Origin of the sequence: Desulfovibrio psychrotolerans (assembly GCF_013340305.1) — a bacterium.
GTDB classification, from domain to species: domain Bacteria; phylum Desulfobacterota; class Desulfovibrionia; order Desulfovibrionales; family Desulfovibrionaceae; genus Halodesulfovibrio; species Halodesulfovibrio psychrotolerans.
On the sequence record NZ_BLVP01000002.1, the window covers coordinates 1 to 24,554 of the forward strand.

Here is a 24,554-nt window from a genome sequence, read left to right on the forward strand (position 1 = left end):
TCGTCGTGTGTTACTCATCCACTGCTCCTGTTTGAGTCAGGATAGTAGCTTAACTGGGTATCCACAACTTTGTAGCAGGATCAGGCCTCATCCGGGCAAAGAGGCATTGCGATACAGAATTGAAGACGCCCGCACGTTCCTCCAACGCATAGGAGTCAGCAAACCATGAACGCCATGAAGTATAAGGGTTATTACGCCAAGGTTGAGTTTGTTTCTGAAGACAGAATATTCGTCGGGCACATCATTGGTATCAAGGATATCGTCGGTTTCCATGGCGAATCCGTCTCCGAGTTGGAGCAATCCTTCCACGAAGCCGTGGATAACTACCTTTCAGCGTGTGCTTCAATTGGGCAACAGCCTGACCGCCCTTATTCTGGTCGCCTGACACTGCGACTCTCTCCCGAAGTGCATGCCGCCGTAGTTGCCGCAGCGGAGACCACCAATACAAGTGTCAATAAATGGGTTGTGGACACCCTTAAGAACGCGACACACGCATGACGAACTTCAGGCAGGCGCCCCGCGGTGAAATGCAAAGGGTTGAATGTCGAGTGTATTTGAGGTCTTATTCTGTTGGCTTGATGTGCCAGAATCTGTCAGCGACGCAGAAGCGTTACAGATTCCAATCTAGCGAGCAGCAGATGTAGGCGAGATGGAATCGAGCCGTACACATGCACGTTACAAGGTGCTGCAAGCCCTGCCTGAGGCACCCTCTGGTCCCGTGAAAGGTTGCACCCTTGGAGGCAAAGTGCTGCGGCGCGGAGTTTGGATTGGCAAGGGCGTGTTGGTGAACTGCGACTGTTTAGCAGGCTTGCACAGTATCTGGATTGGCAGTGTTAACCGCACTGATGAAATTTTTCCAAAGCAAAACCCCCGGAGCCAATGCGTCCGGGGGCTTGTTTTTGAATATGAATTAATGAAGATATATGGATGGCTATTTTGTTGCCACGCGGTTGCGGCGCGTAAAGACAATAAGGCCTATGATGCCGGAACCAAAAAGGAGGAAGGCGGAGGGTTCCGGTGTGGGAATGGGGCCCCCAGGTCCTGTTGCCGTTTCTACATTCAGTATGTGGAAGGCATAGAAGTCCTGATTAACTCCATAAGCAGATGGCTCTAATGCGGTGAGGAGTATAGGGTATTCGTCTTGCAAAAAGAATCCGTCAGATAAATTTGTTCCGTTGTTAAAATTATTATACACTGTCATGGTGAGGATGTAGTTTCCCGGGTCAAGAAACACTGATAAGAACGTGTCCCACACTCCGTGAGTATATGAAACTCCGTTTGAAGTAGTTGATCCTGTGTATAGTCCATCATCTTGCAATGCTATTATATTACCAAACTCATCCCAGAGCGCAAGCGTGGGGTCAAAGCCACCATCATCCCATGACGATGAGAAAAATGTTCTGGTGTCAGATGTGAGGACTGAAAAGTTAAACTGAAGAATCTCGTTGTGGTAGCGTATGGTTCCAAAGTAGTCGTAGTCCGCTGCCTTTGCGGTGGAGGCTGTGATTGCCAGCAATCCCACCACAATGAAGTATAGTGTGCGTCTCATAATTTCCCCCTGATCTGCCTAAGCAAGAAGTGTTCCTCCAGGAACTATTCGGTTTTGTACACTATTCTTTCTGGAACCCGATGGAAGTGTTAACTTTTCCGACAAAAGTGTGGGCATATTTTACAACAAATCGATACTGTTATCTCATGTTGTGCCTCCCGTTTTTTGAATACGTGAACGGCTTTTGGTGTTCACGCATCACGCTTATCAGCGAGCCCGTTCCAGCCCGCTGCTTGCGCCCTTTGCACTCGGCTGCTGCCTTGTTGCGTGTGAGTACACCACCCTTGGCGGCAAAGGGCAGTTGCGCGGATTTTCGGTGTGATTGGCGGAGAAATTATTGAGATGATTACACGCCCTGCGCACTAAAGAGCTTCGGCACAAAGAAAGAGGGTGGCTGACTTTCGATTTGACTTTGCAATTATTACCACCGGTGGTATGGTTTACCTTCGTAATCCCTGTGTTCTTCAGAATCTCCCTGTTACGCAGGCGGTTCGATATGGCTGAGGTTGCACGGCGATATGACGTTTGAGGGCAATTTCATTTTTGATATGTTAGCAGCGATGGAGATGCGTATGGCAATGCTCGATTCTTTGACTCTCCGCAGCAAGCTGCTTTCCGGCTTTGCGGTGGTAACGATTTTATCAATATTTATAGGTGTTTTTGGCGTGTATGAGATGAAGACAATTGATGAAAACGATACCATGCTCTATGAAACTGCAACTGTCCCTCTGGCAGATATTGGGCAGATAGCTGTCGCCTTTCAGCGTATCCGGCTGAATGTGCGTGAAGCCGCAACGGCGGAAGATTTAACTCATGTCCAGCAAAGCACTGAGCGGATTCGCGGTTTTCAGAAGGTTATCTCGGATCGGCTCGAACGGTTTGCACCGGCCATGCAGCATACCCCGGAAGACCGCAAGCTGCTGGAAAGCCTGCGAAGTGCCCGTGAGGAATATCTCGCCATGACCGAGCAGGTGCTGAAGCTGGCCGAAGCGGGGAACAGGAGTGAAGCCCGCGCGTTGGTGGACGGTGCCATGCGCGAAACAGCGCGCAGATATCAGACGATTATTGATGAGGTTCAACTGCTGAAGGAGAATCGGGCCAAGGAAATTTCAGACAGCAACACCGCAGAAGCCGAGTACGCGACCATGGTCATGTACATTATTCTGGGGTGTATTGTGGCGCTTTCGGCAGGTACGGCCCTGTTCATAACCGCCAATGTGTCTTCGCAACTGGGTGAAGACCCGGGCTACCTGTACGGCGTGGCGTCCGCCATTGCCGGCGGGAACCTGAATGTGGCTTTCCGCCCCCAAAAGAAGGAAGGCGGAGTGTACGCCGTGATGCAGGGCATGGTGAAAACCATGAAGGCCAAGATTGCCGAAGCTGAGCAAAAAACTGCTGAAGCTGCAGAAGAAGCCCGCCGTGCCCAAGTTGCCATGGAAGAAGCCAACGAGGCCAAAGCCCGTGCAGAGCGTGCCAAGGCTGAAGGGATGATGCAGGCGGCAACCCAGCTTGAGGGCGTGGTGGAGATTATCAGCACTGCCAGCGAGGAGCTTTCCGCACAGGTGGAGCAGTCCAGCAGGGGAACGGAAGTGCAGTCCCAGCGAGTGGGTGAAACCGCCACCGCCATGGAACAGATGAATGCCACCGTGCTGGAAGTGGCCCGTAATGCATCCGAGGCATCTGAAGCAACAGGCGTTGCCCGAGCCAAGGCCGCAGAAGGTGCGAATGTTGTCTCGCAGGCTGTGAAGAGTATAACGGAAGTGCAGCAGGCCTCTGCGGTGATGAAGAACGATATGGGCACCCTTGGCAAGCAGGCGGAAGGTATAGGCCAGATCATGAATGTTATTTCCGACATTGCGGATCAGACCAACCTGCTGGCCCTGAACGCGGCCATAGAGGCTGCCCGCGCGGGAGACGCCGGGCGTGGATTTGCCGTTGTGGCCGACGAGGTGCGCAAGCTGGCGGAAAAGACCATGACCGCCACCAAGGAAGTGGGGCAGGCCGTTGCAGACATACAACAGGGCACCCGCAAGAACTTGGAGAACGTGGAGCATTCCGTCTCTGCCATAGGGCAGGCCACGGAACTTGCCGAAAAGTCCGGTCAGGCGTTGCAGGAGATTGTCCGGTTGGTGGAACGGGCAGCTGATCAGGTGCGGGGCATAGCCACCGCAAGCGAGGAGCAGTCCTCCGCCAGTGAGCAGATAAACCGCAGCGTGGAAGAGATTGACCAGATATCGCAGGAAACGGCCAGCGCCATGAACCAGTCCGCGCAAGCCATAGGTGAACTGGCGGAACAGGCGCAAAATCTGCGCAGACTTATTGAGGAAATGAAGAAGGGATAGTTTTTCCCGCTCCCTTACGCAGAGAATAAAAGCCTCCCCCGACGCGCAGTGCTCCGGGGGAGGCTCTGTTTTTTATAAAGGGGGGAAAGGGTGGTTTATGCCTTGCCGGAGGCGATGAGCACCTTGGCAGGGCGCAGCAGGCGCTCCTTCAGCCGATACCCCTTTTGCATGACCTGCTTTACATGTCCTTCCGGTGTGCAGTCGCAGGGTTCCTGACCGATGGCTTCATGAATTTCCGGATTGAATGGCTCACCCGGCGTGCCCACGGGAACAAGCCCGTGCTGGGCTACGGCATCCAGCAGCAGTTTTTGGGTCATGTCCACACCGATGAGCATATCTTTGCAGCCTTCCAGCTTGCGCCCGTAGTCAATGGCAAGGCCCAGATTGTCCAGCGTGGGCAGCAGCCCTGCAAGAACACCTTCCGCCGCGTATTTGGCGTGTTCTTCCTTTTCGCGCTGCAGTCGTTTTTTGAAGTTGTCCATCTCCGCCAGTGCCCGCAGGCGCTGTTCATCCGCGCTGACCTTTTCGTTGCAGGCAGGACAGACCCGCGCCTTGCACAGGGCAATGAGCTCCTCGTCGGTCAGTTCAATGGTGGTTTCCTGCGCGGGGGCATCTTCTCTGGTCTTGTGCAACTGCTCTGCGGCTTCCTCGCTCAGTTCAACCGTATCTTTTACCATGGGGATCTATGCTCCTTGAGAGATGAAAGGTCCGGTCCCGCTAAGCGGAAAACCGGTCTTTAAGCAGGGTGGAAAGGGATTTTGAAATACAGTCCACAACAGGCACAACCGTGCCATAATCCATGCGCAGGGGGCCTATAACGCTCACCACGCCAAGAGGTGTGTCGCCGCCATAGGGCGCGCTTATCACGCTCAGCCCCACCAGTTCCCGGTCTGCGCCTGATTCTTTAGGTCTTACGGCAGCGTGGTATGCTGTCAGCCTTCCCGGCAGCGCGTGGCGTTCACCTTCTCGTGCTGTCCCGGCCATGAGATGCCGGGAGCTGATTCCGGTTCTGCCTTTGCCGTAGCTGGCTCCCGTTTCATCAAAGAGAGTCTGGTCGGGGTCAACCTCGCCGGGATTCTCTGCAAGGGAAGGGGCAATGGAGACAGACACATCCGTACCCCGCATGGTGCTGTCCAGCAGCCTGAGCAGGCGGGAACGTTCTTCAAGCAGGGCAAGCAGCTCGCGCATGCGGCCGGAATCGGTGAATTCTGCCTTGTCCAGCAGGGTCAGGGTGCCGTCTACAAAAATTTGCCGTTCTTCTTCCTGCTGGTCGCTGAAGGCCAGCCGCGCCAGAAGCAGGGCGCGGCTGCACAGCTGCTCCAGATGCGCCTCCGCGTTGTGCATTTCGTTCAGAATGCGCAGGCGGGCTTCGGAAAGGGTAAGGCCCGTGTAATGACAGTTCAGATAGTTGGCAAAACTTGTCAGTTCATCGGCGGTGACATGTCCCTCCACCGGAACCACCCGGTTACGCACAATGCCGCCATCCAGAACCAGCACGGCCAGAACAAGCTTGTCCGCCAGAAGGGCGAAATCTACGCGCCGCCAGCGCACATCGTTGCCGCCGGGGGCAAGCACCAATGCCACCTGATGCGACAGCGAGGAAACCATGGCAGATGCCTGCTGCAGCATCTGGCTTATTTCCAGCCCCTGCTGCGTGAGGCGCGAAAGTATCTCTCCCTTTTCCTCGCGTGATATGGGGCGCAGCCGTAGCAGCGAATCTACATACACCCGGAACGCCTTGGCCGTGGGAATGCGCCCCGCAGAGGTGTGGGGCTGTTCCAGATAGCCCTTGTCCGTCAGGTCTGCCATGGTGTTTCGCATGCTCGCGGCAGAAAGGCGCAGCCGCGAGGCACCGGCAACAGTGCGGGACCCCACGGGCAGGGCCGTTTCGATGTAGGATTCGATGATTGTGGAAAGCACATCGGCTTCGCGCTTGGCGAGAGTCATGGAAGCACCTTGGGTTGCCTGAATAGCCGTAATTTCCGTGAACGGACGAACCGTTGCGGTCTGCTGCGCCGCACCGGGGTTGCAATATGGCGCACTATCGCTGTGCGCAATATTCTTCGGTAAGACTTCACGGGTAACAACGCCGTTCCCTACTGTCAAGGGAACGGCGTTGTAAAAAGAGTGGTGGTGTTTTCTATCTACCCGGCATGGTTTGCAATCATGCAGCCGCGCCTGCTACTTTTTGAACATCTGCTGCAATCCCTTGCCCAGCTGTTCCAGCGGGTTCGCCTGCTGTGTTCCGGAGTCCTGCGAGCCGTTTCCTCCGCCGGAGAGACCGGGAATGGGCAGCAGGTTCTGTACGCCCTTCAACGTGTTTTGCAAAAACGCGCTTGCATCGAAGCCATAACGCGGGTTGGCCAGCGTGCCGGTAACGGTTACGGGCAGAGGCGGCAGACCTGTGACGCGGATGGTGGCTTTGTAGTCAATCTTGTCTCGCGGCAGGTCCACAATGCCTGCACCTTCTCCATTCAGATTGGGCGAAACCAGTGCAAGGTCGTTGTTGGTGATGCGCCCTGCGCGTGCGACATAGCTGGCCGAAAGCCGTTCAAAGGTCTGTCTTCGTGTGGCTTCGTCCACCCTGTCTGCATTTGTGCCCGCAAGGTGCGACCTGGCTCCCTCCGGGATGATCTGGAAGCCGTAGATAGCCCCGTCCGTCACGGCGAATGAGCCGTTGCCGTTCAGGGTGGAGCGGATGGCAGGCCATGTTTCCCCTTCCGCCGTCAGGCTGGACGCAGCCGCAGCGGTGCCCGATGCGCGGCGTTCTCCCGCAAGGGTGGTGGTGAGCGGGTCCAGTTGCACATTCTTTACGGCATAGGACAGTGCGGAACGGGTGGTGGCGCTGCGCAGGTCGGCTGTCATGTCCGCATCAACCCGGCCATCAAACAGACTGGCGGAAAGGGGATTCACACGGATAAGCCCGTCCTTTGCTGTGGCTTTGACGGTAATATCCGTAAGCGTGACCTTTTGCACCGTCAGCGAGCCAACGGCAAGGGAGGCGTCCAGCAACAGGCTGCGCAGGGCCTGCCGTGTTTCCGGCGGAATACCCTGCTGGGCAGGCTGCGATTCCTTGGGAGCGGGGGCGGGTGCCGGGGGAGGCGTCTTGCCTGCGGCGGGTTCCGGCGGCAGGTAGCGGTTGAGATTCAGTGCGGAAACATTCAGGGCTGCCTTAATATCCGGACGCGCAAACTGGCGGATGCGCAGGTCGCCGGAGAAGTCCGTATCATCCAGCCTGCCCTTGATGCCGGAAAGCTCTATGCTCGCCGGAGACGTTGCCAGGCCGAAGGCCACGGAAAGGTTCTCCAGCGCCTTGGGGTCCGCTGTCTCCACCTGCGTGCCGAGGGCGGCCATGGTTTTGCGCAACGCTCCGGCAATGGACATCTGCCCGGTGTAGGCGGGGCCTTCCGCCAGGTTCAGGCTGCCGGAGGTGTTTACAGACGTTTCATAGGCAGAGAGTGAAAAATCCGAAATGGCGCATATCTGCGTCATCAGGTCGCAATCTACGTTGCCTTGCTGGCGCAGGGAGAGCGCGCCGCCCGGAAGCGTATCACCTTTGGCATCCAGCGCAAGGCGCATATTCTGCACGCCCGCACGGGTGAAGTCGTGGGCAATGTGCAGGGTCAGCCCCAGATCAAGGTTGGCCTCCAGCGCGGGGGCAGTGGAGGAAAAGTCTGTTTTCAGCGCAATGTCCACGGGCTTGCCGGGAGAGATGGCGGACGTGGTAAACGAGAGGTTGCGCGCCGAGTATTCTGTTTTTGCCGTGTGGTCTGTGTAGCGGACGGATGCATCGGTTACGGAAACCGACTCCACCAGCAGGGCGGCAAGGGGAGCCGCTTTGCTGGAGTCCGCAAATCCGTCGCCGTCCATCGGGGCAGAGGGTGGGGTGCCTTCCGCAGGGGGGGCTTGGACGGTGGCGGGGGCAAAATTCCAGTTCGCGCTCCCGTCCGCGTTGCGAACCAGATTAAGCGCAAGGCCGTTCACGGTGATGGTGGAAACTTCCACCTCCCGTTTGAGCAGAGGCATAAGCTTAAGGTGCACCCCGGCTCCTTTCAGGCTGACAAAATCACCTCCGCCAAAAGATTCGGGATTGCCGATGCGCATGCCTTCCACTTCCAGCCCCAGCCACGGGAAGAAGGAAAGGCTGATATCTCCCGTGAACTCCACTGTTCTGCCCGTGTGCTGCTGCACTACCTCGGCAATGCGGGACTTGTAGTTGTTAGGATCGACAAGGGTGACCAACGCCACGATACCTGCCACAAGCAGTAACAGCCCCGCAGCCACGGTAATGCCGATGATCTTGAAAATTCTTCCCATGTCATGCTCCCATGTCACACATATGATTTACCGATGAAACTGTGCGCCCCGGCAAGGACGGCAGCCAGCTGTTCGCGTTGGGCATCCGTCATGGAGGTGAATTCCACGCCGCACCCCGGCATGCGGCAGCCTTTGCCCCACCGCTGCGCGTGGATGACTTTGCCCACGATGGGGGTCTTGTCCGCAAGGTCCAGAAATTGAATCCACGCGGTATCGTCGTTTTGCCAGTGAGCCACGGAAAAACAGAATGCTCCCTGTTCCGAGGCGTTCATGGTGATGGTGCGTTCCGTAACGGCAGGCGCAAAGCTGGATTCGCGGGCCAGAAGAATGCTGCATGTGGCCCATATGCGTTCCGAGCGGCGTATGCTGCGCGGCGTTGTCTTGGCGCATGTGGGGGCAAAACCGGCAAAGGCTGTTTCCGGCGATTCGTGTCCCTGGTCGAAGACGGTGATGACGCCTGTCTCGTTGTCTGCCCGGCAGCGGAGCACCGGATAGCAGGAAAGGGCTTCGCTGATCACATGCTTGCCTCGCCCCTGCAGGCGCAGGTAGGTAGGCATGTTCACGACCAGTCCCTGAAGCGGCAGGGTGCGCAGCGCATGAAGCACTGCCGGCGTTTCCGAAGCCAGCACGCCGGTCATGCCGTTCCTTTCCAGAATGGTCAGGTAGGCGTTGCCGGCGTTGTTATCGCGTGCGATGACAAGTATCTGAATCATAGAGTGTCTATCCCGCAGGAGCTTGGTTCCGTCCATTATTGTTTGCGTGCATGCGGCACGAACAGGTTTCCGGCACGCCCCCCGCGTGCTCCGTCTCTCTGCCGGGTCGCGAAAACCGCTGGTTCTGGCAAGGGAAAACGGATACAGGGTACAGCATGCCAAATCATGGAATCATCCGCAACAGTTCGGTTGGTAATACTCTGAACAGTGAAGAACGGACAGGCCGCCAGCACACAACGCCCGCCCTTATGTTGCAGGGCACAAGTTCCAATGCCGGAAAAAGTGTGCTTACCGCCGCCCTGTGCCGCATTCTGCTGCAGGACGGATTTTCCGTCGCGCCGTTCAAGGCTCAGAACATGGCCCTGAACTCCTTTGTCACCCCGGACGGGCGTGAGATAGGCCGTGCGCAGGCGGTGCAGGCGGCTGCGTGCAGGCTGGAACCGGACGCACGCATGAACCCGGTGCTGCTTAAACCCAACTCCGACACGGGCTCGCAGGTTATTGTCATGGGGCACCCCGTGGGCAACATGCGGGTGAAGGAATACACTGCCTATAAAGCGCAGGCCTTCAGCACCGTGTGCACCGCCTACGACTCCCTTGCCGCAGAGCATGACATACTGGTGCTGGAAGGGGCGGGCAGTCCGGCAGAGATAAACCTGAAGGCCCATGACATTGTGAACATGCGCATGGCGCAGTATGCGCGGGCCAAGGTGCTGCTGGTGGCCGATATCGACCGCGGGGGCGTATTCGCCTCGCTGGTGGGCACCATGGAATTGCTGGACGGGTGGGAGCGCGACCTTGTGGCCGGATTTGTGCTGAACCGCTTCCGGGGGGACGCCTCGCTGCTCGACCCCGCTCTTGCATACACCACGCGCAGAACGGGCAAACCGTTTCTGGGCGTGGTGCCGGAAATTACCGCTCTGGGGCTGCCGGAAGAGGATTCCGTCTCATTCCGCGAAGGGCTGGGCGGGCGCACGCTGCGACGGGATGCCCTGCGTATTGAAGCGGGCACCGCAGGCATTGCCGGAGTTGTGGATATCGCCCTTGTAGACCTGCCGCACATAGCCAACTTCACCGATGTGGATGCGCTGGCGGGGGAGCCGGATGTTTCCCTGCGAGTGGTGCGGCATCCCGGCGAACTGGGGCAGCCGGACTGTGTTATCCTGCCCGGTTCCAAGAACACTCTGGGCGATCTGGCATGGCTGCGCACCAGCGGACTGGCCGATGCCCTGCTGGCATGCGCAGACGCACGGACCGGCAGCAGCGACAAACTGGGCGGCCCTGAAATTGTGGGCATATGCGGCGGGTTGCAGATGCTGGGGCAGCGGGTGGAAGACCCGCACAGCGTGGAGTCTGACCGGGCTGCCGGGCTGGTCTGTTCTTCCGGCGCAGGGTTGGGCCTGCTGGCCGTGCACACCGTGATGGGCGCGGACAAGGTGCTGGCGCGGGTTACGGCCACGCATACGGAATTTGGCCTGCCGTTGCGCGGGTATGAGATTCATCACGGGCAGACACGTGTGACGGATTCTTCAGAAACGCGGGCATGCGTTGTGGCGGATGACGGCCCGCCCATAGGCTACACCAACGACCGCGGGGTGTGGGGAACCTATCTGCACGGGCTGTTCGATGCGGATGCATTCCGCCGCGCGTTCATTGACAGGTTGCGGGTGCGTCGCGGGCTGCCGCCCGTGGGCAGGGTGGTGGCACCCTACGGGCTGGAACCTGCTCTGGACAGGCTGGCAGATGCCGTTCGCGCAGCGCTGGACATGGAGGCCGTGTACCGGCTGCTGGGGATTGCGCCGCGCTGAGGGAGCACCTGTTCCGGCACGGTAAGAGTGCTCGGCATGGTAGGTTTGTTCTGGCCCGGTAAGGGTGCGCCTGGTCTGGAAATGGTACCGGGCTGACGCTTTGCCATCTGCCGTGCAGGTCAGCAGTAGCCACCGGACTCGCCGCCCGGTATGCAGGCCCGTTTGAGAAGGGCGGAGTGAATGGCCGATGCAAGGATATCCCGCTCGAAAGGCTTTATGACGTAGCCGTCCATGCCCGCCTCCAGCGCATCGTCCCTGTCGCGCGATGTGGCGTGGGCCGTGACGGCGATGACGGGAATGTCCTGCGGATTCATCGGGCTTGCGGCGTTGCGGATACGCCGGGTGGCTTCCAGACCGTCCATGACCGGCATCTGTATGTCCATGAGTACCACGTCAAACCGTTGTTCATGCAGCTTTTCCAGCCCGGCCTTGCCGTTACGGGCGCATGTGACCATGTGGCCCATTTTCTCCAGTATTCTCTGAGCCATGATCATGTTCACCTGTTCATCCTCCACCAGAAGGATGCGCAGAGGCTGCAGCAGGCCGGAAGCGCTGTCTTCCGTTGCCGTAAGAAGGCAGATTGACTTGGCGGGCTCCCTGACAAGAACGTGAAAGGTAATGCTGGTGCCCTGACCGGGTTCGCTGTCCACCAGCAGGCCGCCCCCCATGAGTTCCACCAGCCGTTTCACAATGGTCAGCCCCAGCCCGGACCCCTGATAGCGCCTGCTGAGCGATCCGTCCACCTGTGTGAACGGTTCAAAAATGTGGTGGATACGGGCGGGGGAAATGCCTATGCCCGTGTCGGCAACAGAGAAGAACAGCCGCCTGCACTCCGGCTGGCGGTCGGGCATGGCCCAGGTTTCCACCGTGATCTGCCCGGAATCTGTGAACTTGATGGCGTTGCCCACCAGATTGAACAACACCTGACGGATGCGCCCGTCATCGCCCGCGTACAGGTCTCCGGGCAGTCCGTCACTCCGGACTTGCAGAGTAAGGCCCTTGGCCCGCGCCTGCTGGGCGAACAGGCTGGCGGTGTGGTCCAGTATGTCGCTGACACGGAAGGTTGATTCCAGCAGCGAGAGCTTGCCTGCTTCCATCTTGGTGAAGTCCAGCACATCGTTGAGCACCCGCAGCAGGTTTTTGGAAGATTGCAGCGCAGTATGGATGTAGCTGAACTGTTCCTCGGAAAGCGGCGTTTCCAGCAACAGTTGCAGCATGCCCATAAGGCCGTTCAGGGGGGTGCGCACCTCGTGGCTGATATTCGCCACGAACTCCCCCTTGACCCGACTGGCGAGTTCCGCAGCTTCCTTGGCGGCTGAAAGGGCTGCTTCGTCCTTGAGCCGCCGGGTTATGTCGTGGACAATGGAGATGAGCCTGCGCCGCCCGTTCACTGTGAACGGGCCGGAATAGACTTCCACATCGCGCATTTCGCCGTTGGCAAGGCGGTGCCGGGTAATGATGTTGGTGATGCGTTGTTCCGAAAGCTTGGACAGCACTTCCCGCAGTTTTGCCTCCGGGAAGAGGTTCAGAAAGGCGATGCTCTTTCCGGCAAGCCGCTGGCGCGGATAGCCGTAATACGCTTCCGCAGCCTTGTTCAGGTCCAGAATATCCCCGCTTGCGCTGTCCAGCAGCAGCATGACGGAGTGGTTGTCCTCGAAAAAGGCGCGGTAGTGTTCCGCGCTTTCCTGCATAAGCTCCTCTGCGCGCTTGCGTTCTATGGCAATGGCTATCTGGTCTGAGCAGGCGGTGAGCAGGCAGACTTCGTCTTCGGTATAGACGCGTGATTCCGTGTATTCCTGCGTTGCCAGCACCCCTATGGCCTTGCCCTGCACACGCAGGGGAATGCCCAGCCACGCCAGCGGCACGGGGGCGGGGGTGCTCAGTGCGCCGGATTCGTTCAGCGCGCACAGTTCGGTGCCGGAGAACTGCACCGCGCCGTTGCGCCGCAGCGGTTCCAGACATAACAGGTTGTCTTTCCACCCGCAGGGGGGGCGTGCGGCCGCATTGCCCTGCCATGCACTATCCACGCAGTATCGGTAGTCGGGGCTGCCGTCATGGGGATTCATGAGCACCACATACAGATTCTCGGCCTGCACTTCGCGGCGCAGAATGCCATGGATGGAGGCAAGCAGGGCGTCCAGACTCTCGGTGGTGTGGGAAAGACTCAGGATTTCCAGAAGCACCGACTGCTGGTGGCGTGAGGCGGCCACTTCCCGGTCTTTGTGCAGAATGTCCGTAATGTCTTCCGAATACACGGCAAAGCGCCGGACGTGGTCGCCGTCCAGAATGGGGTAGACGTTGTGCGCAAAGGTTCTTCCGTTGCGGGTGTCCGTGAAGGCAAGAGGGGCCTTCTGCGTTATGCAGCGGTCCAGAATGGCCCGTCTGTGGCGTGCAACGGGGGCGGGCAGTACCTCGAGGATATTCCTGCCTATCAGGTCAGAGGGGGATCTGTCATAGTTGCGGGCGGCGGTTTTATTGGCGTGCAGTACGATGCCGTCTGCCCGTATGAGCAGTATGGACTGCCCGGTGGCGTCCAGCACGGCCCTCATGTCGGCTTCTGCATCAAGCGTCTGCGCTTTCAGTTGCGCTTCCAGTTGCGCAATGCGCTCCCGGGCCTGTTCAATTTCCGACTTCATGCTGCCCCCCGGCAACGAATCTGTGTTTCATCCGCCCCTGCGCCGCGTGATCAAATCTCCCGCCCTGAAAAGAGGATAACACAAACAGCCGTACACGCCATTATACACTCCGCATTTTTTCATAGAGCATTCTATACGGATGCTGCATTAAAAAAGGCGGCACAAGATTGTGCCGCCCCGTGTTGCCCAAGGTCGTTTCGTACCGCAGAAGCCGGAATTTCCGGGAGCAGGTTTTCGCTGGTTCCGCCGTCCTGAGCGGGCAGAGCCTTTTTCCGCCTGCGCCTGTCTCCGGCTTTGCTCCGGTAAGTTTGCGGTCGGTTATCGGGTTTTGAGCAGTTCCCAGTAGCGTTCGTACACAGCCTTGGCTTCGCCCACGGACGAGGTGAATTCCGATGCGCCAAGGTCTTCCTTGGTGGGAGACACCGCGGCGTTCTGCTTCAGGTCGTCAGAAAGCAGTTCCCACCCTGCCGTATTGGGGGTGGAATAGAGATACTCCTCCACGATGAGCTTGGCTATTTCCGGGCGCAGGGTAAAGTCTATGAATTTGTGGGCGTTGTTCTTGTGCGCGGCACCGGAGGGGATGCACAGCGAATCCAGCCACAGGGGCAGGCCTTCCTGCGGGTAGATGAAGGCAAGGTCCGGGTTTTCTTCCATGGCGATCACGGCATCGCCGTTCCAGCTCATGCCTATGGAAACTTCCTCGCCTATGAACGCCTGCTTGGTGGATTCCACATTGAAGACCAGCACGGAGGGCTTGAGGGCAACCAGAAACTCATAGGCGGCCTTGATCTCTTCTTCATTGGTGGTGTTCACGGAATAGCCCAGCGCCTTCAGGGCAATGCCCATGGTATCGCGCATGTCGCTGGAGAGCAGCACCTTGCCCTTGAATTCAGGCCGGGCAAGGTCCTTCCAGCTTTTCACGGTGGCGGGGTCAACATGCTTGGTGTTGACCATCATGCCGGTGGAACCCCACATGTAGGGTACGGAGTAGTCGTTTTCCGGGTCAAAGGGTCCGCCCAGTACTGTGGGGTCCAGATTGCGGAAGTTGGTCAGCTTGGTCTTGTCTATCTCGCTGAGCAGACCCTGCTCCCGCATAAGGGACACAAAGTAGGTGGAAGGCACCACAATGTCATAGCCCTTGCCCTGCAGCAGTTTGAGCTTGGCAAACATGGCCTCGTTGGATTCGTAGGTGGTGTAGACAACCTTTATGCCGGTTTCCGCCGTAAACTTGTCCAGCACCTCCTGCGGCATGTATTCGCTCCAGTTGTACACATAGAGCACCTTGTCCTCTTCGGGTTCCTGCGCGGCATCCGCCGTGGTGGCGAAGACAGAAAGCAGCAGCGCAAGGGCGAGAAGCAGTCTTTTCATCATTTTTTCCTCGCTTTGGTCAGGGCGTGGGCGGCAAGAACCAGCACCACGGTCAGGGTGAACATGACGGCACTCAGGGCGTTGATATCGGGTTTTACCCCCAGCCGGACCATGGAATAAATTTTGAGGGGCAGAATCTCAAAGGTCGGCCCCGTTACGAAAAAGCTGATGAGCACATCGTCCATGGAAAGGGTGAAGCTGAGCAGCCACCCCGCTGCCACGGCAGGCGTGAGCAGCGGCAGAATGACGTAGCGGAACGCTTTGGATTCTGTTGCGCCAAGGTCTTTTGCCGCCTCCACAATGTGCTCGTTGAATTCCGCAAGGCGCGCCAGAACGGTCACCGCCACAAAGGGCAGGCACAGCGTGACATGCGCGATGAGCAGCGTGGCAAAGCCCAGCTGTATGCGCAGTGCGATGAAGAAGATGAGCATGGAAATGCCCATCACAATATCCGGTGATACCGTGAGCACAAAGATGGAGCCGTGCAGCACCTTGCGCCCCCTGAAACGGTAGCGGTGCAGCACCAGTGCCGCAAGGGTGCCCAGTGCCGTGGCAAGGGTTGCCGCCAGCGTAGCCACCATAAGCGAGTTCACGGCAGCGTTCATAAGCTGCTGGTTGGCAAAGAGCTTGGCGTACCAGTCCCAGGTAAACCCGCGCCAGTCTGTGGCAAACCGGGCGCTGTTGAACGAATAGACCATAACCACCAGAATGGGCGCGTACAGGAAGAAGTACACTGCCCACATATAGGCTGCGGAAAGCCCCTTCACCGTCCGCCGCCAGCCTGCGCGGGCATGTTCCCTGCTGTGCTGATCGGACATTTAGGCGCCCTCCATTGCCAGCAGGTCGTCTTCGCCGCTGCTGTTTTTGCCGTTGCGGGACGATGCCCGCACACTGCGCAGATACAGCAGGATCATGACAATAAGGGTGAGCGTGAGCAGCGTGCTTGCCGCCGCGCCCAGAGGCCAGTCATGCGCCACGAGAAACTGGTTGGTGATGTAGTTGCCCAGCAGCATGAAGCGCGAACCGCCCAGAATTTCCGGCACATAGAACATGCCCAGCGCGGGCAGAAACACCAGCATGCAGCCCGCCACTATGCCCGGCATGGTCAGCGGCAGGGTAATGTGTCTGAAGGTTTGCATGCCGGAGGCACCAAGGTCTTTGGCGGCATCCAGCAGCCGCATGTCCAGCTTTTCAATGGCGGCATAGAGCGGCAGAATCATGAACGGCAGCAGGGTGTAGGAAAAGCCTATGAAGATGGCAACATCCGTGTACATGAGCGAAAGCGGTTCGCTGATCAGCCCCAGCCAGAGCAGCAGATTGCTCAGCACGCCGCCGGACTTGAGGATAATGACCATGGCATACGTGCGTATGAGCGAGTTGGTCCAGAAGGGAATAACCACCAGCAGCAGAAGCCACGGGCGCACGGATGTGCGCGAGGTGGCGAGTATGTAGGCAAAGGGGTAGCCCACCAGCAGGCAGACCAGCGTGGTTATGCCCGCAAGGCGGAAGGATTCCCAGAAGATGAACAGGAATACCGGGTCCAGCAGGCGGGCGTAGTTGCCCAGCGTGAACACGGGAGCGACAAATTCCTGCTGCCCGCGCTCCAGAAAGGTGGCAATGAACAGCAGGGCCTGCGGAATAAGTGCGAACAGGCTCAGCCACAGGGCCACGATAACGATGCTGGTCTTGGCGAACCGGCTAGTGATCTTCTGCATCCAGCACCACCTCCCAGCCGTCCACCCATGTCACGGCCACACGCTCGCCTGCGTCGTAGATGATTTCCTCGTCGTCTTCGTTGAAGAATTCCGATCCCATAAGGGTTTTGCCGCCGTGGGCGTCATCCAGCCGGATGTGCAGGTCCACGGTGGCCCCTTTGTAGACGGTCTGGGCAATACGCCCGAGCAGGTGGGGTTCGTCCAGCATGCCTTCCGCCACGCGGTGCACGCGCAGGTCTTCCGGGCGCAGCAGCACCTTTACCGGACAGTTGTCCGCAAAGGTGCGCTTGCTATGCAGGTTCATGGGCACCCCCTCCACCTCGGCGGAATACATGCCGCCGTTGGAGGAGGAAAAGATGGTGGCGTCCAGAATGTTAATGTCGCCCACAAAGCGCGCTACATAAAGGTTGGCGGGGTCTTCATAAATTTCTTTGGGCGTGCCCACCTGCACTATGCGGCCCTCGTTCATCACCACCACACGGTCAGACATGGCAAACGCCTCTTCCTGATCGTGGGTAACAAACACAAAGGTAATGCCCAGCGAGCGTTGCAACTGCTTGATTTCCAGCTGCATGGCCTTGCGCAGCTTAAAGTCCAGCGCGCTGAACGGCTCATCCAGAAGCAGCACAAGGGGATTGTTCACCACGGCCCGCGCAATGGCCACACGCTGCTGCTGCCCGCCAGAAAGCTGGCCGGGGCGGCGGTCTGCAAGCAGCTCCATATGCACCATGCGCAGGGCATCGCGCACGCGCTGGGCAATGGCTGCCTTGTCCACGCCCGCCATTTTCAGGCCAAAGGCCACGTTGTCCCGCACAGACATATGCGGGAACAGGGCGTAGTTCTGAAAGACGGTGTTCACCTGCCGTTTTTCCGGCGGCACATCGTTCACCACCCTGCCGCCCAGCAGCACATCGCCGGTGGTAGATGTCTCAAAGCCGGAAAGCAGGCGCAGAATGGTGGTCTTGCCGCACCCGGAAGGTCCGAGAAGGGTAAGAAATTCGCCGTTGCGGATGCTCAGGTCAATGTCGGAAAGGGCGCAGGTGTCTTCAAAGACCTTGGAAACGCCACGCAATTCGAAAATGGGGTCCGTGTTCGCCATTTAAGTTCCATAACCCGGCATGGGCCGGGGCTTGCAGTGAATGACGCGCCAAGGCGCGTACCGCAACCGGGGTGCTGCGCTACGGGGACGGACTGGAGGAGCCTGAAAGGATAAGGCTCAGGTCGTGGGCAGCGCGGGGAACTGGCGTGTACTGTAGGGCTCGCCGGACTTCTGCTCGCCCAGCGACAGACGGAACCGCCGCACGGGGCGCGCGCGGTGGTACAAGGTGAGCAGAACGGTATGGCAGGGAGTGTGCCTGTTCATCAATGAAAAAGCCCTCAATCATATTGACGTTACAAGGCTTCTGCCACGATGCCGGACGGCATTCAAGTGTTTTGTTCAGCCGGAAGAAGATGCCTTTTGTTATTCCACAAATTCAGGTGGTTATGCGTAGCGTTCCGGCGCGTGCGCAGGAGGCGTTTTCTGTGCCCGGCACACGCCCCGCAGGTCATGCGCCCCGCTTGATATTGTAAACCCCGCGCCCTTCCGCCACGTGCACCTCGCGGGTGCCTGCGGACCACACCACCACATGGGCGTTGCCCACCTTGTTGCCCAAAAGCCGCACCCGTGCTTCGGCATACAGATCGTGCGCTCTGGCGGGGCGCAGGTAGTCCACGCTCAGGGTAATGGTGGCTATGTGGTCTTCCGGCTTGCAGCGGGTCCACACGGCAAAGCCGCCGCATATATCCACAAGGCTGGAGATAACCCCGCCGTGTATCATGGAGCGTTTGGCGTGGCCGATGAGTGTTTCCTTGTAGGGAATGAACAGGCGCACGCATTCTTCGTCAATGTGGTCCACCTTCAGCCCGAGCAGCGTATGGAAGGGAAATTCGTTTTCAATAAAGCTGTGCAGGGAGGGAAAGGTCATGGTGTTGTGTCCTTGGTTAGCTCTGGCGCATGATGATAAGTTCCTGATGCGGCAGCACGTCTGTATTCACAGCGCGTTGGTGTTCCCGGAACCCGCAGCGGTGGTAAAAGGCAACAGCCTGCGGGTTGGCGCTGAATACTTCCACGGAAAGGGAGCCTTTGAGTGCCGCAACGTGCCGGATAAGTGCAGACCCCACGCCTTTGCGAAAGTGCTGCGGCGCAACAAACAGACCGCCTATGGTGGTTTGCAGCATGCCGATAAAGCCCAGAATGCCGTTGTGGTCGTATACCCACATTTCCGCCACGGGCAGGTAGTGGTTCTGCACCAGCTCCCGTTGGCGGCTCAGTTCTTCCTCGTTGAAAAAGGGGTGTCCCTCGCGGGAAGCGGCAAGCCAGATGTTCAGAACGGTGGTGCTGTCAGCAGAGTGGTACGGGCGGATTGGGAGCATGATATGGTGGGTGGGTTGGAGTGCGTGAGGAGCTGTGTTCGAACTATTGTCCGGCAGGGACAACCTTTCCGGCAAATGCTGATACATTATCGGGTAATATAGTTGTTATCGTGTGAGTTCCAAGTCTTGACTGGGTTATTAGGAGTATTCTGTTAGCTCTGTCAATTTGGTAAGTGTTCACGACTTCAAGGCCTTTCTCTGTTATCGAGACCCCTACAAGAGTGGATTTGCCAAACCGAACAAGCGGAATGTCGTTTCCGGTCACGAGTCCGCCATCATCTGTAAAGCAGATGAGCATACCGTCCTTGAACGAATTGTCTGTAAAAACATAGTTGTCAAATGCAGTTGCCGATTTTCCTTTGATTTCACTTGCTATCCAGCAATCTTCTCCAAGGCATTCAAACGGGAATATAGCGAGTAGTGCTATGCATGATGTTAAAAATGTGATGTCTATTTTTTTGTACATTTTCTATCCTCACCCCCTTAAAATATGTGTGATGTAGATAAATAAATACACTGTGTAACAATATTAGTATTATGAATATAGCAAGCTATATTCGAGTCATGCTGGCCATTTCCTGAGCAGGCCATATATATTTGTTGTGGAACTTCGTATAGGTGGGGGCGTTGTTCATCTGGTGACTGAGATAGTTATAGTCCTGATCGGTTAAAATGCCTTCGGGCATGCGTTCAATAAGATATTCAAGCTCCAGTTGCCTTTCCTTCATGGTTCCGAGAGTGCTGCGGCAATAGGTCTTTCCGAATGTGAATGGGCCGAGTTGAAGTCTGGCTTGCGCAATTTGTGGATTTGGAATTCCGAGCCATTTAAGTTCGTTGGCGAAGCGTTCTGAAAACAGGTTTTGGAAGTTCGCAAAGTCAGGTTTGCGGAAACCAAAGAAGAAGATCGAGAACCGCGTTTGCTCATTTGTGAGCAAAACGCATTTACGCCGTTTCAAAGTCAGAAGGTTGGCGTGCCATCCGCGTAATCCGTCAGTCGGGATTGCGGCTGGCTCGTATCTGTCTTTGAACTCGACAGCGAGCTTTTGCGTGCAGGCAATATTGGGCATTGGGTTGAGCTGCCTTCATTGTGAAGTTTGCTTGCAGGTTAGCTTTTCAGGCCCAAAATTGAAATAGGAAAAATTTCTCTGTAGATTTATCGTATTTTGTCTATTAGGGTGTTGAATTTTGTTTTTTGGTAGTTTATTGAGAGAATTATTATTCGTTCAGGACGTTTTTCTGGGGGTGTATTATGTTATACTGTGTTGTGTGTGCAATAGTGAAAGATGAGGATAAAAACCTGAGGGAGTGGGTTTCTTATCATTTAATGATAGGATTTGATAAGATATTCATATTTGATAACGGGAGTGTGAACCCTGTGCGGGACGTCCTGTGCGATTATGTTTCGACAGGTGTTGTGGTTGTTCATGATTTGTCAGGCAGTGGAATGCAGCTGACAGCATATGCGTCATTCATTAAAGAGTTCAGGGCGTTGGTGAGGTGGTGTGCGTTTATTGATGTTGATGAGTTTATTGTTCCGATTCAAGACAATGACATAAAAGATGTTCTGGATAGGTATGAAAATTTCGGTGGTTTGGGGATCAGCTGGAAAATGTTTGGTTCTTGTGGGCATATGAAAAGGCCGGATGGCAATGTTGTTGATGCTTATAAGTGTGTCATTGGTCTTGATTTTCATATAAAGACAATAGCAAGAATGAAGTGTGTAGATCATGTTGCATCACCACATCATTTTGCATACCGTGAAGGGAAGTTCTGCGTTAATGAACATGGGATTCCTGTTTTTGGTGCAAAATCATATCACACTTCAGATATCATTCAAATAAATCATTATTATTACAAGTCTCAGCAGGACTATGAAGACAAGATGGCCAGGGGGTTTGTAACTCCGGTTGCAGGGGCGGTAGGGTACGATTTGAATTGTTTCTATCGACAGGCAAATGTTACTGGCAGTGTTGATAATTCTATAACGCGGTTTAATCCCTTGCTCAGGCGGTACGAAAGGTTGGGCCATGTGCTTGCCGGTGACAGATTGCGAGAGCAGGTCGAAGCAACGGAGAGCCAGATTCTGAAGAAGGCGCAGCACGTGTTGATGGAGCAGGGGGGCGAGGCCGCTTTGGCCTATTTAGCTAATGTCTCTCGATATCATGACAGTGTTATGATTAGGCTTGCCATGGTGCAGATATTGGCCGGAGAGGGGAGGCGCGAAGAGGTGCTGGCAGAGGCTGGTAGGCTCTTGGCACGATTCTCCGGCGATGTCGGCGTGTGTGAAGAGGTGTATCGTGTGCTGGCATTTGCATATCGGGCGCTAGGGTTGCCTGCGCAGGCTCAGAGTATTGAAATGATGCTTGCCCATGCATGAGTCTTGAGATTTCACATGCAAAAAACCGCCCTGACTTCTTTCGAAATCAGTTGTTGTAGGGGTTATGGTGCTTTTTTATCTTCTCTAATGCTTTTAAATTCTTGCTCGAACTCATCATATTCTCTTATTCGTTCAGCACGGTATTCATTTTCATGCTGGATTCTAAATATTGGTGGTTTGCCAATAGGAAATGCGTGTTGAATCGATTTTTCAATTTGAGATATGCTTTTAGCTATTGAATATTCAGGCGGCGTTCCGATTGTTGTCAACCCAACCCATGGTTCTATATCAATTATAAATGATTTTTTATATGATTTGCTGCTTTTATCGTTTGTATATAATACAATTATTTCAATTGGCTTCATTTTTGGTTCTTCCAAAAGTTTTATTGAAGATCCAAAGTAAAATAAAAAATGCTCGCTTGCAGGCAAGTAGTGGAGGACTTTAAATAATGACATCTTTCCTATTGTAATTCCTTTGTCCTTTGCGTTTGCTTCATCGTAATTAATTGCCCACTTAATATTACGTGCTGTTCCTCTTCCGTTGTTTTTTATTGCCATATTTATAAAGGATGATGATTTTTCATGAGGAGATAGATATACTTCGATATTTGGTTCAGATTCTATTTCTCTGATGTGCTTAGTTTCTTTTGCAAGTTTGTAATTGAGAATAACAAGGATGGTTGTTAAAAGTAAGGTAAGTAACCCTTGGATGTCGTTGAGAGGGGATACTATTTTTGACAACGTTTCATATGCCAGTGTGGTGTCCATTTTTGCCTCTTATAGAATAAGATTGTTATATAATATTTGCTTATATCGTTATGATGGTTTGTAATTGTCAATGCTTGTGTAGAGTTACTTGAGATTCTATTCGCGGAATTGGAATATGGCAAACAAAAAACCGCCCCGATTCCTTGCGAAATCAGGGCGGTTTCATTTGTATGGAGCTCTTGAGCAGGATTGAACTGCTGACCTCGTCCTTACCAAGGACGCGCTCTGCCGACTGAGCTACAAGAGCCTATATATGATCGGTTTCCTGCCCGGACAGTTTGTTTGGTAAATCCGGTGGAATCCCTCGGTTGCCAACCCGGCTCCGCAAAGTGCGGTCTGCATGGGCTGCGGCGTTGGATAAAAACCAGCCCCCCGAACTTTCTTTTGGGAAAATCTGGGGGGCTAGGGGTTCGCGGTAATGGTCGGGATGAAAGGATTTGAACCTTCGACCCCTTGAACCCCATTCAAGTGCGCTACCAGGCTGCGCTACATCCCGACGTTGCGAAGAGGGTGAATATCCCCTGAGGTGCAAGACGTCAATAAAAAAGTGTAGTTTGGGCAAAATTATTCCTCGTGTCGGTCCCGCATCTTTCATTTCTGCCCGGAGTGTGTAGGATATAGGCAGGTTGAACGTATATCCGCCCCTACACGGAGGAAAGGCTGCCATGTTCATGAAACACCGCGTGCAGGAAATAGCCCCCGATGCGTTGCGCCGCTACATGGCAGACCGCGCGGAGCGCGATTATGTGCTGATAGACGTGCGCCAGCCGCAGGAATACGAGCAGGAGCATCTGCCCGGAGCCGTGCTCATTTCTGTATCTGAACTGGAAGGCAAGCTGGGCACGCTTAACCCGGAGCAGGACCACATATTCTACTGCCGCAGCGGCGCACGGTCCATGGCTGCCGCCATGCTTGCGGAAGATAGCCGCCTGCTGCGCGGGCAGGTCTTTTCGCTGCAAGGCGGCATACTGGCATGGGGCGGCGGTGCGCTTGCAGATTACCCGCGCGTGGACGTGTTTTCCGGCATAGATTCCATACGCGGCATGCTGCTCAAGGCGCTGGAACTGGAAAAAGCCGCGCACGAACTGTACCGGCAGGTGCGTGCCGTGGTGAAGCGCGATGTCATGTGCGACCTTATGGATACCCTCATCGGCGTGGAGATCGCGCACGCCAGAGTGGTATACAGCTATCTGGGAAAATACTGGAACGATGGCTCGCAGCCCATTCCCCCTTTTGAGACCATGTTCGATGCCCTGCAAGGCAAGGTGCTGGAAGGCGGCCTGACAGTGGATGAACTGCAGCCGTGGATACGCGGTGCCGCGCAGGGCGACTGCCTTGAGCTGGCAGACCTTGCGCTGGAGGTGGAAATGAACGCCTACGACCTGTACCGTACGCTGGCGCGTAACGCGGCGCAGGGAGATGTGCCCGGTTTTGCGCTGGGCAAGGATGCGGAGCCCGTGTTTCTGGACCTTGCCACGCAGGAAAAGCACCATACCCGGCTTATCATGAGCCGCATACGCGCGTTTGAGGAAACAGGCGCGTGACGCAGCATAACGGGCCTTGTGCCGCAACCGGCTCCGCTGTTCAAGGAGCTGCCGCAGGCATTGCCGTAGCCATTACCCGCTGTGCGGACTACACGCCCCGCACCGTGGATGCGGCGGCAGGCACCGCGTTGCACGCTGCCGGATACGCCCCCGCTGCCGGAACCCGCGTGCTGGTAAAGCCGAACCTGCTCAAGGCAGAGCCGGGCGGGCTGTGCTGCACGCATCCGCAGGTGGTGCGGGCAGCCTGCGCCTATCTTCTGGATTGCGGATGCATCGTTACCGTGGGCGATTCTCCTGCCTTCGGGTCCGCACTGTCCGTGGCCCGGGCCATAGGGCTGGATGATGCGCTTGCTCCGCTGGGCGTGCCCATTGTCACACTGGATTCCGCCGGAGCGGTGCGGTTGCCTTCCGGCATGGACATAGGCATCTCACGTCTGGCACTGGAGACAGATGCCGTGCTCAGCGTGCCGCGTGTGAAGGCGCACTGCCAGATGCGCCTGACCTGTGCGGTGAAGAATCTGTTCGGCTGCGTGGCTGGGGTGCGCAAGGCGTTGGCGCACACAGTGCACGGAGACAGGGGTAACGCTTTCCGCGCATTGCTGGTGGAGGTGGCGCAGGCATTGCCGCCCGTGGCGGCTCTGGCGGACGGCATAACCGCCATGGACCGTACGGGGCCTTCCGGCGGAGATGCCTTTGCACTGGGCATGGTGGCGGCTGCATCTTCACCCGTGGCGATGGATACGGCCATCTACCGCATGTTGGGGGCAACGCCGGATGACATTCCCCTGTGGGGCGAACTCAGGCAGCGCAACACGGCCGGAGCGTTTGATGAGCACCTCATCTTCCCCCTGCTTCGACCGGAAGACGTGAACGGCACGGCCTTTCGCCTGCCGCAGTCGCTCACGCCGGAAACCTTTCACCCGCTCCGCCTGCTGCGCAGTGCGCTGATCAGAGGGTGGCGGCGCGTGAAGGGGTAGTGCGGCGGCGAGCCGGGGAGGCG

General features: G+C 56.5%; 22 protein-coding genes and 2 tRNA genes. 6 read left to right on the plus strand and 18 right to left on the minus strand.

What is annotated here, in order from left to right; all coding sequences use genetic code 11:
- The first annotated feature begins 165 nt into the window (after nt 1-165).
- The gene (locus HUV26_RS02925; RefSeq protein ID WP_174408618.1) at nt 166-498 is read left to right on the plus strand and encodes a type II toxin-antitoxin system HicB family antitoxin; all 333 of its coding nucleotides are present in this window, start codon (nt 166-168) and stop codon (nt 496-498) included.
- Between the two features lie 433 nt (nt 499-931).
- Here the strand turns inward: HUV26_RS02925 and HUV26_RS02930 are convergent, their stop codons facing one another.
- A complete protein-coding gene (locus tag HUV26_RS02930; protein WP_174408619.1) occupies nt 932-1,549 on the minus strand; it encodes a DVUA0089 family protein in 618 nt (205 codons plus the stop codon).
- Nucleotides 1,550-2,121: 572 nt separating this feature from the next.
- Between HUV26_RS02930 and HUV26_RS02935 the strand changes: the two genes are divergently transcribed.
- Complete coding sequence (locus tag HUV26_RS02935; RefSeq protein ID WP_174408620.1) at nt 2,122-3,891, plus strand: HAMP domain-containing methyl-accepting chemotaxis protein; 1,770 nt, start codon at nt 2,122-2,124, stop codon at nt 3,889-3,891.
- Nucleotides 3,892-3,986: 95 nt separating this feature from the next.
- On the opposite strand, the gene HUV26_RS02940 is transcribed toward HUV26_RS02935, so the two are convergent.
- From HUV26_RS02940 to HUV26_RS02955, 4 genes are all read right to left on the minus strand, one after another.
- Entirely contained in the window at nt 3,987-4,568 is a 582-nt protein-coding gene (locus HUV26_RS02940) for a nucleotide exchange factor GrpE (RefSeq protein WP_174408621.1), read from the minus strand.
- A gap of 40 nt (nt 4,569-4,608) precedes the next feature.
- The gene (gene hrcA, locus HUV26_RS02945) at nt 4,609-5,838 is read right to left on the minus strand and encodes a heat-inducible transcriptional repressor HrcA (protein ID WP_243451241.1); all 1,230 of its coding nucleotides are present in this window, start codon (nt 5,836-5,838) and stop codon (nt 4,609-4,611) included.
- A gap of 234 nt (nt 5,839-6,072) precedes the next feature.
- On the minus strand, nt 6,073-8,208 hold the full coding sequence (locus tag HUV26_RS02950; protein WP_174408622.1) for an AsmA family protein: 2,136 nt from the start codon (nt 8,206-8,208) through the stop codon (nt 6,073-6,075).
- A 14-nt stretch (nt 8,209-8,222) separates the two neighbouring features.
- Nucleotides 8,223-8,921, minus strand: a complete 699-nt coding sequence (locus HUV26_RS02955) for a PilZ domain-containing protein (RefSeq protein WP_174408623.1) — start codon at nt 8,919-8,921, stop codon at nt 8,223-8,225.
- A gap of 248 nt (nt 8,922-9,169) precedes the next feature.
- Here HUV26_RS02955 and HUV26_RS02960 point away from each other — a divergent pair, with 248 nt between their 5' ends.
- Nucleotides 9,170-10,729, plus strand: coding sequence for a cobyric acid synthase (locus HUV26_RS02960; protein ID WP_174408881.1), 1,560 nt, complete (start codon nt 9,170-9,172; stop codon nt 10,727-10,729).
- Nucleotides 10,730-10,848: 119 nt separating this feature from the next.
- On the opposite strand, the gene HUV26_RS02965 is transcribed toward HUV26_RS02960, so the two are convergent.
- The 10 genes from HUV26_RS02965 to HUV26_RS03010 all read right to left on the minus strand — a co-directional run bounded on the left by HUV26_RS02965 (nt 10,849) and on the right by HUV26_RS03010 (nt 19,930).
- The gene (locus HUV26_RS02965) at nt 10,849-13,365 is read right to left on the minus strand and encodes a response regulator (RefSeq protein WP_174408624.1); all 2,517 of its coding nucleotides are present in this window, start codon (nt 13,363-13,365) and stop codon (nt 10,849-10,851) included.
- Between the two features lie 318 nt (nt 13,366-13,683).
- Nucleotides 13,684-14,733, minus strand: a complete 1,050-nt coding sequence (locus tag HUV26_RS02970) for a polyamine ABC transporter substrate-binding protein (protein ID WP_174408625.1) — start codon at nt 14,731-14,733, stop codon at nt 13,684-13,686.
- Nucleotides 14,733-15,476 (minus strand): spermidine/putrescine ABC transporter permease PotC, encoded by a 744-nt coding sequence (gene potC / locus HUV26_RS02975; protein ID WP_243451254.1) that lies wholly within the window; start codon nt 15,474-15,476, stop codon nt 14,733-14,735. Before potC ends, HUV26_RS02970 begins: the two co-directional genes overlap by 1 nt.
- Before the next feature lie 75 nt (nt 15,477-15,551).
- The gene (gene potB / locus HUV26_RS02980) at nt 15,552-16,448 is read right to left on the minus strand and encodes a spermidine/putrescine ABC transporter permease PotB (protein ID WP_174408627.1); all 897 of its coding nucleotides are present in this window, start codon (nt 16,446-16,448) and stop codon (nt 15,552-15,554) included.
- The gene (gene potA, locus HUV26_RS02985; protein ID WP_174408628.1) at nt 16,432-17,547 is read right to left on the minus strand and encodes a spermidine/putrescine ABC transporter ATP-binding protein PotA; all 1,116 of its coding nucleotides are present in this window, start codon (nt 17,545-17,547) and stop codon (nt 16,432-16,434) included. The genes potB and potA overlap by 17 nt, the downstream gene beginning before the upstream one ends.
- Nucleotides 17,548-17,664: 117 nt before the next feature.
- Complete coding sequence (locus HUV26_RS02990; RefSeq protein WP_174408629.1) at nt 17,665-17,811, minus strand: hypothetical protein; 147 nt, start codon at nt 17,809-17,811, stop codon at nt 17,665-17,667.
- A 184-nt stretch (nt 17,812-17,995) separates the two neighbouring features.
- Nucleotides 17,996-18,415: a PaaI family thioesterase gene (locus HUV26_RS02995; protein WP_174408630.1), complete on the minus strand. Its 420-nt coding sequence runs from the start codon at nt 18,413-18,415 to the stop codon at nt 17,996-17,998.
- Nucleotides 18,416-18,431: 16 nt separating this feature from the next.
- Complete coding sequence (locus tag HUV26_RS03000) at nt 18,432-18,863, minus strand: GNAT family N-acetyltransferase (protein ID WP_174408631.1); 432 nt, start codon at nt 18,861-18,863, stop codon at nt 18,432-18,434.
- A 43-nt stretch (nt 18,864-18,906) separates the two neighbouring features.
- Nucleotides 18,907-19,329: a hypothetical protein gene (locus HUV26_RS03005; RefSeq protein ID WP_174408632.1), complete on the minus strand. Its 423-nt coding sequence runs from the start codon at nt 19,327-19,329 to the stop codon at nt 18,907-18,909.
- Nucleotides 19,330-19,414: 85 nt separating this feature from the next.
- On the minus strand, nt 19,415-19,930 hold the full coding sequence (locus tag HUV26_RS03010; protein WP_174408633.1) for a DUF6933 domain-containing protein: 516 nt from the start codon (nt 19,928-19,930) through the stop codon (nt 19,415-19,417).
- Nucleotides 19,931-20,139: 209 nt separating this feature from the next.
- Between HUV26_RS03010 and HUV26_RS03015 the strand changes: the two genes are divergently transcribed.
- Nucleotides 20,140-21,240 carry a glycosyltransferase family 92 protein gene (locus HUV26_RS03015; protein ID WP_174408634.1) on the plus strand — a complete coding sequence of 367 codons (1,101 nt, stop codon included), beginning with the start codon at nt 20,140-20,142 and terminating at the stop codon, nt 21,238-21,240.
- Between the two features lie 62 nt (nt 21,241-21,302).
- Here the strand turns inward: HUV26_RS03015 and HUV26_RS03020 are convergent, their stop codons facing one another.
- From HUV26_RS03020 to HUV26_RS03030, 3 genes are all read right to left on the minus strand, one after another.
- Nucleotides 21,303-22,010, minus strand: coding sequence for a DUF8453 domain-containing protein (locus HUV26_RS03020; RefSeq protein WP_174408635.1), 708 nt, complete (start codon nt 22,008-22,010; stop codon nt 21,303-21,305).
- A gap of 171 nt (nt 22,011-22,181) precedes the next feature.
- Nucleotides 22,182-22,257, minus strand: a tRNA-Thr gene (locus tag HUV26_RS03025).
- A 172-nt stretch (nt 22,258-22,429) separates the two neighbouring features.
- Nucleotides 22,430-22,506: transfer RNA gene (locus HUV26_RS03030), tRNA-Pro, on the minus strand.
- A gap of 169 nt (nt 22,507-22,675) precedes the next feature.
- Between HUV26_RS03030 and HUV26_RS03035 the strand changes: the two genes are divergently transcribed.
- Both HUV26_RS03035 and HUV26_RS03040 read left to right on the plus strand, forming a co-directional pair.
- Nucleotides 22,676-23,554, plus strand: a complete 879-nt coding sequence (locus HUV26_RS03035) for a rhodanese-like domain-containing protein (RefSeq protein ID WP_243451242.1) — start codon at nt 22,676-22,678, stop codon at nt 23,552-23,554.
- A complete protein-coding gene (locus HUV26_RS03040; protein WP_243451243.1) occupies nt 23,551-24,531 on the plus strand; it encodes a DUF362 domain-containing protein in 981 nt (326 codons plus the stop codon). Before HUV26_RS03035 ends, HUV26_RS03040 begins: the two co-directional genes overlap by 4 nt.
- The last annotated feature ends 23 nt before the right edge of the window (nt 24,532-24,554 follow it).